Annotated in this window: 15 protein-coding genes; 14 read left to right on the top strand and 1 reads right to left on the bottom strand. The window is 75.5% G+C overall.

Features of this window, described 5'->3' with window-relative positions:
* Window positions 1–150: 150 nt before the first annotated feature.
* The 9 genes from pelF to ACWERV_RS09295 all read left to right on the top strand — a co-directional run bounded on the left by pelF (window position 151) and on the right by ACWERV_RS09295 (window position 9,540).
* Complete coding sequence (pelF, locus tag ACWERV_RS09335; RefSeq protein WP_452930704.1) at window positions 151–1,698, top strand: GT4 family glycosyltransferase PelF; 1,548 nt, start codon at window positions 151–153, stop codon at window positions 1,696–1,698.
* On the top strand, window positions 1,695–3,200 hold the full coding sequence (locus ACWERV_RS09330) for a hypothetical protein (RefSeq protein ID WP_452930701.1): 1,506 nt from the start codon (window positions 1,695–1,697) through the stop codon (window positions 3,198–3,200). Before pelF ends, ACWERV_RS09330 begins: the two co-directional genes overlap by 4 nt.
* 58 nt (window positions 3,201–3,258) lie before the next feature.
* The gene (locus tag ACWERV_RS09325; protein ID WP_452930699.1) at window positions 3,259–4,260 is read left to right on the top strand and encodes an SDR family NAD(P)-dependent oxidoreductase; all 1,002 of its coding nucleotides are present in this window, start codon (window positions 3,259–3,261) and stop codon (window positions 4,258–4,260) included.
* 49 nt (window positions 4,261–4,309) lie between these two features.
* Window positions 4,310–5,023 carry a sugar phosphate nucleotidyltransferase gene (locus ACWERV_RS09320; RefSeq protein WP_452930696.1) on the top strand — a complete coding sequence of 238 codons (714 nt, stop codon included), beginning with the start codon at window positions 4,310–4,312 and terminating at the stop codon, window positions 5,021–5,023.
* Window positions 5,020–5,955 carry an NAD-dependent epimerase/dehydratase family protein gene (locus tag ACWERV_RS09315; RefSeq protein WP_452930693.1) on the top strand — a complete coding sequence of 312 codons (936 nt, stop codon included), beginning with the start codon at window positions 5,020–5,022 and terminating at the stop codon, window positions 5,953–5,955. Before ACWERV_RS09320 ends, ACWERV_RS09315 begins: the two co-directional genes overlap by 4 nt.
* Window positions 5,952–6,638 (top strand): spherulation-specific family 4 protein, encoded by a 687-nt coding sequence (locus ACWERV_RS09310; protein WP_452930690.1) that lies wholly within the window; start codon window positions 5,952–5,954, stop codon window positions 6,636–6,638. The genes ACWERV_RS09315 and ACWERV_RS09310 overlap by 4 nt, the downstream gene beginning before the upstream one ends.
* On the top strand, window positions 6,635–7,453 hold the full coding sequence (locus ACWERV_RS09305) for an endo alpha-1,4 polygalactosaminidase (protein ID WP_452930687.1): 819 nt from the start codon (window positions 6,635–6,637) through the stop codon (window positions 7,451–7,453). The genes ACWERV_RS09310 and ACWERV_RS09305 overlap by 4 nt, the downstream gene beginning before the upstream one ends.
* A 247-nt stretch (window positions 7,454–7,700) precedes the next feature.
* Entirely contained in the window at window positions 7,701–8,105 is a 405-nt protein-coding gene (locus ACWERV_RS09300; protein ID WP_452930683.1) for an NTP pyrophosphohydrolase, read from the top strand.
* Between the two features lie 64 nt (window positions 8,106–8,169).
* Entirely contained in the window at window positions 8,170–9,540 is a 1,371-nt protein-coding gene (locus ACWERV_RS09295) for a bifunctional transcriptional activator/DNA repair enzyme AdaA (protein ID WP_452930969.1), read from the top strand.
* Between the two features lie 348 nt (window positions 9,541–9,888).
* On the opposite strand, the gene ACWERV_RS09290 is transcribed toward ACWERV_RS09295, so the two are convergent.
* On the bottom strand, window positions 9,889–11,070 hold the full coding sequence (locus tag ACWERV_RS09290) for an ROK family transcriptional regulator (RefSeq protein WP_398180049.1): 1,182 nt from the start codon (window positions 11,068–11,070) through the stop codon (window positions 9,889–9,891).
* A gap of 153 nt (window positions 11,071–11,223) precedes the next feature.
* Here ACWERV_RS09290 and ACWERV_RS09285 point away from each other — a divergent pair, with 153 nt between their 5' ends.
* The 5 genes from ACWERV_RS09285 (at window position 11,224) to ACWERV_RS09265 (ending at window position 15,602) form a co-directional block, all read left to right on the top strand.
* Window positions 11,224–12,324 (top strand): Gfo/Idh/MocA family protein, encoded by a 1,101-nt coding sequence (locus ACWERV_RS09285; RefSeq protein ID WP_452930680.1) that lies wholly within the window; start codon window positions 11,224–11,226, stop codon window positions 12,322–12,324.
* Between the two features lies 1 nt (window position 12,325).
* Window positions 12,326–13,246, top strand: a complete 921-nt coding sequence (locus ACWERV_RS09280) for a sugar phosphate isomerase/epimerase family protein (RefSeq protein ID WP_452930678.1) — start codon at window positions 12,326–12,328, stop codon at window positions 13,244–13,246.
* A 111-nt stretch (window positions 13,247–13,357) separates the two neighbouring features.
* Window positions 13,358–14,104 (top strand): sugar phosphate isomerase/epimerase family protein, encoded by a 747-nt coding sequence (locus ACWERV_RS09275; protein WP_398180058.1) that lies wholly within the window; start codon window positions 13,358–13,360, stop codon window positions 14,102–14,104.
* Window positions 14,101–15,204 carry a Gfo/Idh/MocA family protein gene (locus tag ACWERV_RS09270; RefSeq protein ID WP_452930675.1) on the top strand — a complete coding sequence of 368 codons (1,104 nt, stop codon included), beginning with the start codon at window positions 14,101–14,103 and terminating at the stop codon, window positions 15,202–15,204. Before ACWERV_RS09275 ends, ACWERV_RS09270 begins: the two co-directional genes overlap by 4 nt.
* 134 nt (window positions 15,205–15,338) lie before the next feature.
* A complete protein-coding gene (locus tag ACWERV_RS09265; RefSeq protein ID WP_452930672.1) occupies window positions 15,339–15,602 on the top strand; it encodes a hypothetical protein in 264 nt (87 codons plus the stop codon).
* The last annotated feature ends 141 nt before the right edge of the window (window positions 15,603–15,743 follow it).

The raw sequence follows: 15,743 nt of genomic DNA, 5'->3' as shown, positions 1-15,743 counted from the left end.
GGGTGCGCGCGGATCCGCGTCCCGCGCGCACCCGCCCGTACGACCGCCGTCCGCGCCGCCGCCCGGACGCCCCGACGCCCCTTCCCCGCACCGCCCTCGCGCCCCGGCCCGTACCCGCCCGTACCGACCCGTCCAGGGGGACACCACGTCATGCACGCAACTTCCGGCCTGCCCGCGGCGCGTCCCGCGCACGTGACGCTGCTGACCGAGGGAACGTATCCACACAGCGCGGGCGGGGTGAGCGTCTGGTGCGACCAGCTGGTCCGCGCGATGCCCGACGTCGAATTCCGCGTCACCGCCGTCACCGCCACCGGCGGCGAGCCGCTCGCCTGGCAGCTCCCGCCGAACGTCACCGCGCTGGACGAACTGCCGGTGTGGGGCGACACCCCAGCAGGGCGCGAGCCGCGCGGGCGCGACCGGCGGGCACTGCTCACCGCGTGGGAGCGGCTGCTGACCGCGCTGCTCGCCGAGGGCAGCGGCGACGACGAGCTGTTCGGGCCCGCGCTCCACGAACTCGGCGGGTGGGCCGAGGCGGGCACCCTCTCGGCGGGCCTGCGCTCCGAAGCAGCGGTACGCACCCTGGCCCGGCTGTGGCGGCGGCCGGGCACGGACGCGGCGGCGGCCCGCCCGAGCCAGTACGACGCGCTGACCGGCACCGATCTGCTGGAGCACGCGCTGCGCCCGCTCGCCGCCACCCCGCCCACGGGTGTGGCGCACGCGGTGAGCGGCGGACTCGCGACACTGCCCGGACTGCTCGCCCACCACCGCGACGGCGTCCCCCTGCTGCTCACCGAGCACGGCGTCTACCAGCGCGAGCGCTACCTCGGACACCGCGGCGGGCCCTACCGCTGGCCGGTCAAGGCGCTGCTGCTGCACTTCTTCCGGCTGCTCGCCCGCGAGGCCTACCGGCACAGCGCGCTCGTCACCCCCGGCAACCGCTACAACCGGCGCTGGGAGGAGCACGGCGGCGCCGCGCCGGACCGTATCCGCACCGTCTACAACGGCGTGGACCCCTCGGCCTTCCCGGTCGCCGGGCCCGAACCGGAGGTGCCGACGCTCAGCTGGGCCGGGCGGATCGACCCGATCAAGGACCTGGAGACGCTGATCCGCGCCTTCGCGCTGGTCCGCGAGGAGATACCCGAGGCGCGGCTGCGCGTCTTCGGCGGCACGCCGCGCGGCGGTGAGGACTACCGGGCGCGCTGCGAGGAGCTGGCGCGGGAGCTGGGCGCGGGCGGCGCGGTGAGCTTCGAGGGCCGCGTCGACGACATCCGCACCGCGTACGCGGCCGGGCAGGTGGTGATGCTCTCCAGCATCAGCGAGGGCTTCCCCTTCACCCTCATCGAGGCGATGTCCTGCGGACGCTGCACCGTCTCGACGGACGTCGGCGGAGTGCGCGAGGCGGTCGGCGACACCGGCCTGGTCGTGCCGCCGCGCGACCCGGCCGCAATGGCGCTCGCCGCCCTCGCCCTGCTGCGCGACCCGGCCCGGCGCGCCGCGCTCGGCGAGGCGGCGCGGATCCGGGTCATCGACCGCTTCACGCTGCGCAGGACCGTCGAGTCCTTCCGCGCCATCTACACGGGCCTGTCCGACACGGAACCGCGCTCGGCCCGCAGCTACGCCGGTGTGACCTGGCTGCCGCGCCTGTGGCGCCCGACCGCCGCCCCCACGTCCCCGTCCGCCGCGGAGGGCACGGCATGAGCGGGGCGGTACGTCTGGGCGAGGCCCAGACCCTGGACGCACGGCCGGACGCGGGCCGGGCCCCCGCGGACGCCCCCGACGGCGCCGTACGGCTGCACACGGGCCAGGCCCCCGGCCGGGCCGTGCGATTGCGGGCCGCGCCCGGGTGGGCGGCGGGTGACGCCGAGGCCGAACTCGCGGAACTGGCCGAGCGTCTCGGCGAGGGCTGCGCCGCCGCCGCGCACGCCGAGGAGATCGCCGCGCTGCTGGAGTCCGAGGGGCTGACGGACGAGCAGATCACCGGCCGCTACCGGCACCGCGACCTCTTCTCCCTCGCCGAGGCCCTCTTCGCCCGGGTGCCGCGCGCCTATCCCGAGCCGGAGCCGCTGCCCGACCCGTGGCGTACGGACCTGGCGCGCTGTGTGCTGCGCGGCCTGACCTTCGCGCTGCCCGGCGTGGCCTACCTGCTCGGCGGGCGCTGGGCGGGCGGTCCCGCGGGCCCCTTCGGGGTGAGCGCTGCGGTCGCGGGCTGGGCCGCCGCGGCGCTGGTCAGCTGGGGCTGGAACCAGGCCCTCGCGCACCGGGCGGGCCTGCTGCTGCTCGCCCGCCGCCCGCGCGCCGCCGCCCGCTGCCTGCTCACCGGCGGGGCCCTCGGCGTCCTTCCCGCCGCGGGCGCGGCCCTCGCCCTAACCGGCACCGCCCGCCCGGCCGCGCCGCTCTTCGCGCTCGGCCAGGCGCTGTACATGGCGGCGGCGACCGCCCTGCTCGTCCTGGACCGCGAGCGGCTGCTGCTGTACGTCCTCGCGCCGCTCCTCCCGGCCGCCGCCCTGGGCACCGCCGGTCTCCCCTCCGCCGTACCGGCCGCGCTGCTGTCGGCGACGGTCGCCGCGGCGGTGGCGGCGGCCTGGTGGGCGGGGCTGCGCGCGGGCCGCGCGGACGGCGCGCCCTCACGCACGGACCGGGACGCGGCGCCCGTGCCGCTGCTGCGGTCGGTGCCGCTCGGGCTCGGCGGGCTGGCCGCCGGGGTGCTCGTGGTGGGCGCGGCGCTCGCCGGGGAGCTGGTGGGGGCGCTCACCGTGAGCATGGGCGTGGCCGAGTGGCTGCTCTTCCGCTTCCGCAGCCGCTGCCTGGGCGCGCTGCGGGCGACCGGGGTGGCCGAGCGGCTGCTCGCCAGGTCGTGGCGGGTGCTGGCGCGCTGCCTGGGCGGTTACGCGGCCACGCTCGCCGTGCTCGCGGGCGTCGAGTCCGCGGTGCTCCCGGGGGCGGCCGCGTGGGACGCGCCGCACCTGGGCGTCCTGCTCGCGCTGGGCTGCGCGCTGTGGCTGGCCCTGCTGCTGCAGTCCTGCGGGCGGCCGTGGACGGCCGCCGCCACCCTGTCGGCGTCCGCCGCGGCGGCGATCGCGCTGCGGGCCGCGCACATCGGCACGCCGGGCGCGGTGTTCGGCGTGGTGAGCGCGGGCGCCGCGGCCGTCCTGCTCGCCGCCGCCACGACGGTCACCGCGCGCGTGACCACCCACCGCTGAACCCCCCTTCCGTTCCCACCTGTTGGCCAACCCCCTTACCCCACCGAGGAGATCCACCGTGTCCACCGCAACTCCCGTCGCCGTCACCGGCGCCGAGGGCTTCATCGGCTCGCACCTGGTCGAGGCGCTCGTCGCCGCCGGCCGCCCGGTGCGGGCGATGGTGCAGTACAACTCCTTCTCGTCGCACGGCTGGCTGGACGAACTGCCGGCCGACGTGCGGGCGTGCGTCGAGGTGGTGATGGGCGACGTCCGCGACCCGGGATCGGTGCGCGAGCTGGTCGCGGGCTGCGACACCGTCTACCACCTGGCCGCGCTCATCGCGATCCCGTACTCCTACCGCGCGCCCCGCAGTTACGTCGACACCAATGTCACCGGCACCCTCAACGTCCTCGAAGCCGTACGCGAGTCGGGCGTCGCGCGGCTCGTGCACACCTCCACGAGCGAGACGTACGGCACCGCGCAGACCGTACCGATCACCGAGGACCACCCGATCCGCACCCAGTCCCCGTACGCCGCGTCCAAGGCCGCCGCCGACCGGCTGGCGGACAGCTACCACGCCAGTTTCGGCACTCCGGTGGTGACGCTGCGGCCGTTCAACACCTACGGGCCGCGGCAGTCGATGCGGGCGGTGATCCCGACCGTGATCGGGCAGGTGGCCGCCGGGGAGCGGACGGTGACGCTCGGCGACCTGCGCCCCACCCGGGACTTCCTCTTCGTCAAGGACACCGCCGCCGCCTTCCTCGCGGTCGGCACCGCTCCGGCCGAGCGCGTCGTCGGCCGGACCTTCAACGCCGGCACGGGCGGTGAGATCTCGGTCGGCGAACTCGTCACGCTCATCGGCACGCTGATGGACGCCGACCTCGCCGTGCTGGAGGACCCGCAGCGGCTGCGCCCGGCCGGTTCCGAGGTGATGCGGCTGGTGTGCGACGCGACCCGGCTGCGCGCGGCGACCGGCTGGGCGCCCGCGCACCGCCTCGACGAGGGCCTCGCCCGCACCGTCGACTTCTTCCGCGACCCCGCGCACCTGGCCCGCTACCGCACCGCCGCCTACAACGTCTGACGCTCCGTCATCTCGCGTGAGCGAACCACCACCCCTGGGGGGAACCACCATGCACGCTGTCATCCTCGCCGGCGGCAAGGGCGTACGGCTGCGCCCGTACACCACCGCCCTGCCCAAACCGCTCGTCCCGATCGGCGACAGCCACGCGATCCTGGAGATCGTGCTCCGGCAGCTGGCCGGGGCCGGATTCCGCAGCTGCACGATCGCCATCGGCCATCTCGGCAACATCATCCGCGCCTACGTCGGCGACGGGTCGCAGTGGGGCCTCGACGTCGGCTACACCACCGAGGACAGCCCGCTCGGCACCATGGGCCCGCTGCTGACGATGCGCGACCGCCTGCCCGAGCACTTCCTCGTGATGAACGGCGACATCCTCACCGACCTCGACTTCGGGCAACTGCTGCACGGCCACCGCGCCTCCGGGGCGCCGCTGACCATCGCCACCTACCCGCGCAGCGTCACCATCGACTTCGGGGTGCTCACCACCGACGAGGGCCAGGTCGTCGGCTTCACCGAGAAGCCGAGCATGGACTACCGCGTGTCGATGGGCGTCTACGGGGTCTCCCGGAGCACGCTCGACCGCTTCACCGCGGGCCTGCCACTCGGCTTCGACGAGGTCGTCCTCGACCTGCTGGCCGCCGGACAGCCGCCGCGCGCCCACGAGTTCGAGGGCTACTGGCTCGACATCGGGCGCCCCGACGACTACGACCGGGCCAACGCCGAATTCAGCAGCCTGCGCCCGCTGCTGCTGAAGGGGGCGTGAGCGCCGTGCGCAGGATCCTGGTGCTCGGCGCCCGCGGCTTCCTCGGCGGCCCGGTCGCCGCCCGTCTCGCGGCGGAACCCGGCGTGACGGTGCTGCACGGCAGCCGCCGCGCGGCCCCCGCCGAAGGGCCCGCGCCCGACCTCGGGGTGGACCTCGGCTCCGTACCGGTCGATCTGCTCGCCGCCGCGCTCGGCGGGCTGCGCCCCGACGCGGTCGTCAACTGCGCGGGCCTGGCCGCGGGCCCGGCCAGCACCCTGGCCGCCGTCAACGCGCGGGGCGCGGCCGCGCTCGCCGAGGCGATGTCCGCCGCCGTGCCGAACGCCCGCCTGGTGCACCTGGGTTCGGCGGGCGAGTACGGGCCCGGCCTGCCCGGCGAACCGCTCGCCGAGACCGCACCGGCCCGCCCCGCCGGGGTGTACGGGGCGACCAAACTGGCCGGCACCCTCGCGGTGACCGGATCGGGCCTGGACGCCGTGGCCCTGCGGGTCTTCAACCCGGTAGGAGCCGGTGCCCCCGCGTCCGGCCTGCCAGGACGGCTCGCCGCGGCCTTCCGCGGCACGCCGCCGGACGGCGTCGTCCGCACCGGCGACCTGGGCGCGTACCGTGACCTCGTGGACGTGGCGGACGTGGCCGAGGCGGTGGCACTGGCCGCCACCGCGCCCGGCCCGCTCCCCCCGGTGCTCAACATCGGCTCGGGCGTCGCGACCCTGGTACGCGACCTGGTCGCCGAACTGGCCGTACGGTGCGGCTTCACCGGCCGCGTCGACGAGTCCGGCACGGGCTCCGAACGCTCCGCCGCGGTCTCCTGGGTACAGGCGGACGTGTCGCTGGCCGCCACCGCGCTGGGCTGGCGCCCCACCCGCACCCTCCACGACTCCCTCGCGGCCCTCAGCCGGGCCGCCGCCCCCGCCCCCGCCGGAGCCCACCCGTGACACCCACCCCCGACCACCCGACCGGCACACTGCTGGTGCCGCTGTACGTCCACCCCGCCGTCGACCCCGGCGCCTGGCGCGCGCTGGAGCACACCGCCGACCGGCTGCACGGGGTGGTGCTCAACATCGCCGACGGGCCCGGCCGCGGCACACCCGACCGGGCCTTCGCCGCGGCGGCCCGGCGACTGCGGGCCGCCGGGGTGCGGCTGTTCGGCTACGTCGACACCGACTACGCCACCCGGCCCGTGCAGGACGCCGCGCGCGACGTCCTGCTGCACCGGGAGTGGTACGGCGTCGGCGGGGTCTTCCTCGACCGCGCCGCCACCGGCCGCGACCGCCTGCCCTACTACCGGCGGCTCGCCCACACCGCACGGCTCGGCGGCGCCCCCGCCGTCGTCCTCAACCCCGGGGTGCACCCCGACCCCGCCTACACCGACATCGCCGACCTGATCGTCACCTACGAGGGCAGCTGGACGGACTACGCCGCCGCGGCCGTCCCCCACTGGACCGCGGCCCACCCCCCGGCCCGCTTCTGCCACCTCGTCTACGACGTCCCCGGCGACGCCGCCGCCCGCGCCGTGGCCCGCACCGCCGCCCGCCGCGGCGCCGGAGTCCACTGCGCGGTGCCCGGCACCCCGCCCAACCCCTGGCAGCACTCCCCCGCCGCCGCGGAAGCCGCATGACCCGCCGACCGCTGGCCTGGCTCGCCGCCGCGCTGGTGCTCCTCGCCGGATGCACCACGGGCGGCGGGCCGGACCGGGCGGACCGGCCCGACCGGCCCGACGACCGGGCCGCGGCCGGGCGGTGGCAGCCGCGGCCCGGGGTCGCCTGGCAGTGGCAGCTCAGCGGCACGCTCGACACGAGCGTCGACGTACCCGTCTACGACATCGACGGCTTCGAGAACGACACCGCCGCCGTCACCCGGCTGCACACCGCCGGACGCCACGTCATCTGCTATGTCAACGCGGGCGCGTGGGAATCCTTCCGGCCCGACGCCAAAAACTTCCCCACCGCCCTGCTCGGCCGCGGCGACGGCTGGGACGGCGAACGCTGGCTCGACATCCGCGCCCTCGACCGGCTCCGCCCCCTCATGGCGGCCCGCTTCGACATGTGCCGCACCAAAGGCTTCGACGCCGTCGAACCCGACCTCCTCGACGGCTACACCAACACCACCGGCTTCCCCCTCACCGCCGCCGACCAACTCGCCTACAACCGCATGATCGCCTCCCTCGCCCACGACCGCGGCCTGTCCGTCGCCCTCAAGAACGACCTCGGCCAAGTGCCCGACCTGCTCCCCGACTTCGACTTCTCCGTCGACGAACAGTGCGCGCAGTACGGCGAGTGCGAGCGGCTGGCGCCGTTCATCGCCGCCGGGAAGCCCGTCTTCCACGTGGAATACGACCTGCGGACCGACCAGTTCTGCCCCGAGGCACGGAAGCGGGGATTCAGCTCCATGCGGAAGCGCTTGTCGCTGGACGCTTGGCGGGACCCTTGCTGAACCCCTTCCCGGGGTGAGGGTTCCACCGTCCCGGTGGGGGGTTCGCGCTGCCGCCGGACCACCCGCCCGTGGGGGCTGAGCGCGCAGTTCCCCGCGCCCCTGGGGGGTGCCCTCTGCACGCAGGATGACCGTTTTCAGGGGCGCGGGGAACTGCGCGCGCAACCCACCACCGGGGGTGGTCCGGGAGGGACACGACCCGCCGCCCCGGTGGGGGCGCTTCCGGTGCCCGGGAGGGCAGACTGCCGGGATGGGTGATGCCAGCGCAGTGGTCCTCGTGGACGGGGCGAATGTCGTGGGGTCGGTGCCGGACGGATGGTGGCGGGACCGGCGGGGGGCCGCGGAGCGGTTGCGGGACCGGCTGGTCGCGGTCGCCGCGAACGGGCTCGGGGCGGGCAGCGGCGCGCCCGAGTGGGCCGTGGGAGCGGCGGTCGAGGTCGTGCTGGTCACCGAGGGGCAGGCGCGCGGCGTGCCGTCCGTGCCGGGCGTCGAGGTCGTGGAGGCCCCGGGCAGCGGGGACGACCTCATCGCGCGGCTCGCGGCGGAAGCCGCCCCGCGCCCGTGCCTGGTCGTCACCGCCGACCGTGGGCTGCGGGCCCGGGTCGAGGCGGTGGGGGCCCGCTGCGTGGGGCCCCGCGCCGTCCGCCCCGCGTAAGAGCACCGCCGCGTCCGAAATCCGCTAGCCCGGTGCGCGGCGGGCGGCGATACTGGGACGCATGATGACCGAGGACAGCAGGTACGAGGCGGTCCGCAGCCGGGACGCCCGCTTCGACGGGGTCTTCTTCTTCGGCGTGTCCAGCACCGGCATCTACTGCCGCCCGAGCTGCCCGGCGATCACGCCCAAGCGGGCGAACGTCTCCTTCTACGCCACCGCGGCCGCCGCGCAGGGCGCCGGTTTCCGGGCGTGCCGCCGCTGCCGCCCCGACGCGGTGCCGGGCTCCGCGGACTGGAACGCGCGGGCCGATGTCGTCGGCCGCGCGGTGCGGCTCATCGGCGACGGCGTCGTGGACCGCGAGGGCGTCGGGGGCCTCGCCAGCCGGCTGGGCTACAGCGCCCGCCAGGTGCAGCGGCAGCTCAACGCGGAGCTGGGCGCGGGTCCCATCGCCCTGGCCCGCGCGCAGCGCGGGCACACCGCGCGGGTGCTTCTGCAGACCACGACCATGCAGGCCGCGGACATCGCCTTCGCCGCGGGCTTCGCGAGCGTCCGGCAGTTCAACGTGACGATCCGGGAGATCTACGCGGCCACGCCGACCGAGCTGCGGGCCGCGCGCCCCGCCCCCACCCGGGAGGCGCGGGCCGCCGCGACGGGCGTGCCGCTGCGGCTCGCGTACCGCGGGCCGTACGACACGGGGTACGTCTTCGGCTTCCTCGCCGAGCACGCCGTCCCCGGCGTCGAGGAGGTCACCGGCCGCCCGGGGACGCGGACGTACCGCCGTACGCTGCGGCTGCCGCACGGCGCGGGCGTCGCCGAGGTCGGTGAACGGCCGGGCCGCGGCGGCTGGCTGGACTGCCGGCTGCACCTCGACGACCTGCGCGACCTCACGACGGCGACCCAGCGGATGCGGCGGCTCTTCGACCTCGACGCGGACCCCTACGCGGTGGCGGAACGGCTCGGCGCGGATCCGGCGCTGGCCGAGCGGGTCGCCGCACGGCCGGGGGTGCGCGCGCCGGGCAGCGCGGATCCGGAGGAGTTCGCCCTGCGGGCGGTGCTGGGCGAGGCGTCGGCGGCGGTGGTCGCCGCGTACGGGGAACGGCTCGCGCAGCCGCGCGGCGGGCTCACCCGGCTCTTCCCGCGACCCGCGGACCTCGCCGGGGCGGAACTCGCGGAAGTGCCCGCGGGGGTACGGCCGTTGCTCCGCGCCCTCGCGGACGGGCTGGCGTCGGGCACGCTGCGGCTCGACCCGGGCGCGGACCGCGACGAGGCGGAACGGGCGCTGCTGGCCCTGCCGGGCATGCCGGCGGGGTGCGCCGCGCTCATCCGTATGCGCGGGCTCGGCGATCCCGATGTCCTGCCGGAGCCGCATCCTGGCTCGGCGGGGTGGCGTCCGTGGCGCACCTACGCGTACCACCTGCGGCGGCCGCTCCCCTGACCCTCCGCCGGTCACTCCGGCGAGCCCCCCGTCCCCCCGGGCTGCCCCATCCCGCCGTCGCGGGACCGTCCCTCCCCCGTGGTTGCGCGCGCAGTTCCCCGCGCCCCCAACAACGAGTGCCCTCCGCCGCATGGCGCTGCCCCTGCCGCGCAGGGCGGCACACCAGGGGCGCGGGGAACTGCGCGATCAGCCACCCACCGGCGGAAGATCGCAAAGCGACCCCGGGCGGCAGCCCGAAGCGGAAGGGGCGCGGGGAACTGCGCGCGCAACCGCCCACCGGCGGAAGGTCGCGGGGCTCACCGCAGGTGGCAGCCCGTAGCGGAAGGGGCACCCCACGGGGGGGCCGGCTCAGGCGGGGGTGCCGGAGAGCATGTGGGCGATCCCCTCGGGAGAGAGCAGGTGGGAGACGGCGAGGCGGCGCGCGCCCTCGATGCCGGCGCGTCGGCCGAGCAGGGTCGTCTCGATCGCGACTGTGCGGGTCGCGAGCGGGAGGGCGCGGCGGTAGACGGCCGCGCGGATGTCCGCGAGCAAGTCGTCGTGGAGGCTCGCTATGCTCCCGCCGAGCACGATCGTGTCGGGGTTGTAGAAGCTGACGAGCGAGGCGATGACGTCGCCGAGCCGCTGCGCGGCGAGCCGGACCTGGCGGCGGGCCAGCGGGTCGCCCTCGGCGACGAGGCGGACGACGTCGGCGGCGTGCTCGGCGGGCAGCCCCGCCTCGCGCAGCGTCGCGGCGATGGCCGCGCCGGAGGCGACCGCCTCGACGCAACCGGTGTTGCCGCAGTGGCACAGGACGTCGTCCTGTCCGGGCACCCGAATGTGCCCGATGTCGCCCGCCGCGCCGGTGGCGCCGCGGTGGACGACGCCGCCGGAGACGATGCCGCAGCCGATGCCGGTGCCGACCTTGACGTAGAGCAGGTGGTCGGCGGCGGGGCGGTGGCCGTACTCGCCGAGGGCCATCATGTTGACGTCGTTGTCGACCAGGACGGGCGCGTGGTAGCGGTCGGCGAAGAAGCCGGGAACGCAGGTGCCGTCCCAGCCGCGCATGATCGGCGGGCGGATGACCGTCCCAGTGCTGGCCTCGACGGGTCCGGGCACGCCGATGCTGATGGCGCGGACGTGGGTGGCGGGGTGGCCGGCGGCGGCGAGGAGGCGGCCGAGCTGCCGGTGCAGGCCGCTGAGGACGGCTTCGGGCCCGTCGTTGATGTCCAGTTCGTCGGTGGCCTCGACGAGCACCGTGCCGCCGAGTTCGGCGACGGCGACGGTGCTGTGGGTGGCGCCGAGGTCGACGGCGCACACCACGGCGCCGGCGGAGGCGAGTTGCAGGGTGAGCGGCGGGCGGCCGCGGTCGGTGGCGACCGTGCCGGTCTCGACCAGGACGCCCTTGGCGATCAGCAGGTCGACGCGCTGGGCGACGGCCGCCCGGGACAGCCCGGTGGCGGCGGCGAGCTGGCTGCGCCGGGTGGTCCCGGCGGCGACCAGCCCGGCGAGTTCGCTGAGCGCGGCCAGTTGCCGGTCGCTTGCTGCGGTCACCAGGCGCTGCCTTTCGTCGGGCGGGCTCCCGGGGGCGGGTCCCGGGTGGGCTGTGCGAGGCGCGATTTATGACAGAAGTTAGCGGAAATCTTGCCATTGTCAACCGAAACCCGGGTGGCTAGCGTCGTATGCAAGCGGAATGGGAGGGCTTTTGTGGGCGGGAACGCAGCATCCGCGCCCGGTTCGTCGTTGCGTACGGCGATCGCCGGCGTGGGGATGATCGGGCGCGTGCATCTGGACGCGGTGCGCCGTACGGGCGCGCCGGTGGTCGGCGTCAGCGCCTCGACCCCGGCGCGCGCGAAAGAGGCCGCCGCCGCGCTCGGCGTGGAGCGTGCCTTCGGCAGTTCGGCGGAGCTGGTCACCAGTGACGACGTGGACGTGGTCCACATCTGCACGCCCAACGACGCGCACGCCGAGCTGGCCGCGCTGGCGCTGCGGGCGGGCAAGCACGTGGTGTGCGAGAAGCCGCTGACGACGTCGGCGGCGACGGCGGGCGAACTGGCGGCGCTGGCCGCGGAGTCCGGCCGGGTCGCCGCGGTGCCGTTCGTCTACCGCTACCACCCGATGGCGGCCGAGGCACGCGCCCGGGTGCGGGACGGCCGGGCCGGCGACGTACGCCTGCTGCACGGGCACTACCTGCAAGACTGGCTGTCACAGCCGACCGACACCAACTGGCGGGTGGACGCGGCGGCGGGCGGCCCCTCCCGGGCCTTCGCCGACATCGGCTCGCACTGGTGCGACCTGGTCGAGTGGGTGACGGGCCATCGCATCGCGGAACTGACGGCCACCAGCCAGACGCTGGCGCGGACGGGCGGGGTGCCCGCGACGGAGGACGCGGTGCAGTTGCTCTTCCGCACCGACCGGGGCGCGACGGGCACGCTGACGGTCTCCCAGATATCCCCCGGCCGCAAGAACCGGCTGTGGTTCGAGGTGGACGGCAGCACCACGTCGCTCGCCTTCGACCAGGAGAACCCGGAGACGCTGTTCGTCGGCAGCCGCGGGGAGAACGCGGCGGTGCAGCGCGACCCCGCGGTGCTCGCGCCGGACGCGGCCCGGCTGTCGGTGGTGCCCGGCGGCCATCCGATGGGCTATCTCGACTGCTTCGCGGCCTTCGTCCGCGACGTGCACGCCGCCGTCCGCGCCGACGGCACCGGTGGGCCCTTCCCCACCTTCGACGACGCCGCCCGCATGGTGCGCCTCACCGAGGCCGTGCTCGCGTCGGCGGCCGACCGGTCCTGGAAAGAGGTCTCCTGAGATGAAGCTGGGCTTTCTGACCGCCTGCCTCCCGCAGCTGCCGCTGGACGAGATCGCGGCGTGGGCGGCCGCGCACGACTACCAGGCGCTGGAGGTGGCCACCTGGCCGTCCACCGGCTCCCGGGAGTTCGAGGCCAGCCACATCGACGTGACCGGCTTCGGCAAGCGGCAGGCGGACGAGGTGCGCGCGCTGTTCGAGCGGCACGCGCTGGAGCTGTCGGCGCTCGCCTACTATGAGAACAACCTGCACCCAGATCAGACGCGCCGGGCGGAGATCGCCGCCCACGTCCGGGCGAACGTGGACGCGGCCGCCCTGCTCGGCGTCCCGTACGTCGGCACCTTCATCGGCCGCCACCCGGGCCTGTCGGTCAAGGAGAACATCGCGCTGGCCGAGCGCGAGCTGCCGCCGCTGGTGGAGTACGCGGGCGAGCGCGGTGTGAAGATCATCATCGAGAACTGCGTCATGGAGGGCTGGCACCCGGACGGCTACCCGGGCAACCTCGCCTACTCCCCCGAGCTGTGGGAGTGGATGTTCGGCCTGGGCCTCTACCTCAACTACGACCCGTCGCACCTGATGTGGCTGGGCATCGACCCGGTGGCCGCGCTCAAGCCGTACATCGACCGAATCCCGCACGCCCAGGCCAAGGACGCCCAGCTCGACCCGCGGGCCAGGGACCGCTACGGCTTCTTCGGCCGGACGGTCGAGCGCGCCGACGGCTGGGACAGCGGCTGGTGGCGCTACCGCGTTCCGGGCCTCGGGGACGTGGACTGGCGGCGGATCGTGGACACGCTCTACGAGGGCGGTTTCACCGGTGTGCTGTCCGTCGAGCACGAGGACCCGGTGTGGAGCGGGGACACCACCCGCGTCACCCAGGGCCTGGAGATCGCCCACCGCACACTGCGCCCGCTCATCGTGGGCTGACCCCGCGCACCGCCGGACGACCGCGCACCACCCGCAGGACCCGCACCACGCCGTACCGCCTCGCCCTGCCGCACTGCCATCAGTGCCGCACTTCCAGGAGGATCCGTTTCCATGCCCGAGCCGCTGAGCATCCAGCTCTACACCCTCCGGGACCAGATGGCCGCCGACCGCGACGGCACGCTGACCCGGCTCGCCGAGATCGGCTACCGCTCGGTGGAGCCCTACGACCCGACCGCCGACCCGGCCGGTTTCCGCAAGCTCGCCGACGACCTCGGCCTCACCGTGCCGAGCACCCACGCGTACGCGCTGTTCAGCAAGGACGCCGGCGAGGTCTTCGACGCCGTGCGCACCACCGGCACCGACCGGGCGATCATCCCCGGCGGGATCGACCACGAGCTCTTCACCACCCTCGACGGCCTCCAGCAGGTCGCCGACCGGCTCAACGGCTTCGCCGCGCAGGCCGCCGAGCACGGCGCGCTCATCGGCTACCACAACCACTGGTGGGAGATCGAGCCGCGCTTCGAGGGCCGTACCGCCCTGGAGGTGCTGGCCGGGCTGCTGGCGCCCGAGGTCTTCCTGGAGGTCGACACCTACTGGGCGGCGGTGGGCGGCGCGGACGTGCCCGAGCTGCTGCGCACGCTGGGCGACCGGGTCTACTCGCTGCACGTCAAGGACGGGCCGGGCGTGAAGGAGCAGCCGCACACCGCGGTCGGCCAGGGCACGATCGACGTGCCGCCGATCCTCGCGGCGGCCCCGGACGCGGTCCGGATCGTGGAGCTGGACTCGTGCGCGGGCGACGTGTTCGAGGCCGTCGCCGCCAGCCACTCCTACCTCACGGAGCTGGAGGGGCGGTCATGAGCCGCGGGCCGGTGGGGGTGGCGCTGATCGGCGCCGGTGTCATCAGCACCCAGTACCTGACGGCGCTGTCCGGCTTCCCGGACGTCCGCGTGCTGGGCATCGCCGACCTCGACGTCGAGCGGGCGCGGGCGGCGGCGCAGACCTACGGGGTGCCCTTCGCCGGGGACGTCGCCTCGGTGCTGGCGATCCCCGAGGTCGAGATCGTCGTCAACCTCACGATCCCGGCCGCGCACGCCGAGGTGGCGAGCGCGGCGATCGGTGCGGGCAAGCACGTCTACGGCGAGAAGCCGCTCGCGCTGGCACCGGCCGACGGGGCGAAGATCCTCGCCGAGGCGCAGGCCGCCGGGCTGCGGGTGGGCAGCGCGCCCGACACCTTCCTGGGCGCGGGCCTGCAGTCGGCGGCGCGCGCGGTGAGCGCGGGCGTCATCGGCGAGCCGGTGAGCGTCACGGCGGTGACCCAGGGCCCCGGCCCGGAGAGCTGGCACCCGAGCCCGGAGTTCCTCTTCCAGTACGGCGCCGGGCCGCTGTTCGACATAGGCCCGTACTACCTGACGGCGCTGGTGGCGCTCTTCGGGCCGGTCGGCCGGGTGTCGGCGACCGCGCGGCAGGCGCGCGCGGAGCGGGTCATCGGCTCGGGCCCGAAGGCGGGCACACGGTTCGCGGTGGAGGTGCCGACGCATGTGCACGCGCTGCTGGACTTCGCGAGCGGCCCGAGCGCGTCGGCCACCTTCAGCTTCGACTCGTCGGTGCCGCGCCGGATGATCGAGATCACCGGCACCGAGGGCACGTTGTCGCTGCCGGACCCGAACACCTTCGAGGGCCCGCTGCGGGTGCAGGCGTTCGGTGCGCAGGAGTGGAGCGAGCTGCCGGTGGCGGGGTCGACGGCGGGCCGCGGCATGGGCGTGCTGGACATGGCCCGCGCCATCCGCGGCGGCGAGCAGCACCGCGCGTCGGGCGAGCTGGCCCAGCACGTGCTGGAGCTGATGGCCACGATCACCGCCTCGGCCGAGCAGCACGCCGTCCTCCCGCTGGAGTCGTCGGCCCCGGCCGTGCCCGTCCTGCCGGACGACTGGGACCCGGTGGCGGCCACGCTGTCCTGACGCAGCACGCCACCGTCGCGCCCGGCCGGCCCTTCCGTGGGGGGAGGGGTCGGCCGGGTTCTCCGTGTCCGGGGACCGGCGTTGACACTCTGGCACTCCGGCCGCACCGCGGTCGCCGACCTGGTCGGGAAGCGGTGGCGCAGGCCGCGCCGACGCCCGTGATTCACAGCCCGGCGCTCGCGCAGCAGGTCGCGACGATCTTCGCGCGCGTGACCCGGCCGGATGAAAGCTACCGCGTGAGCCTCGTGACGCCGGCGGGCGGCGGGGCGCCCGAACTCGAATGGACGGGCATCGACGACGGCCAGCCGACCACCTATCACGTCGATCCGCATGCGGGGCTGCTGCGCAACGTGATGACCGGCATGTTCATGCTGCTGCCGGTGGACGACCAGCTATAAGGGGACGGAAGCGCTCCGGCTAAACCCGCGTTTCCGGTGCGCGGGGAAGAGTGATATGGTTGTGTGCGCAACTAATGTGGCGTGCAGGGCGGTGCCGCGTACGGCCCGCGCCTCGCGTGCCGCGCACACCCGCAACCGGAG

Source organism: Streptomyces sp. NPDC004031 (genome assembly GCF_053604375.1).
The sequence above is the reverse complement of the archived record's forward strand: the minus strand, read 5'-3'. Positions and strand labels throughout refer to the sequence as shown.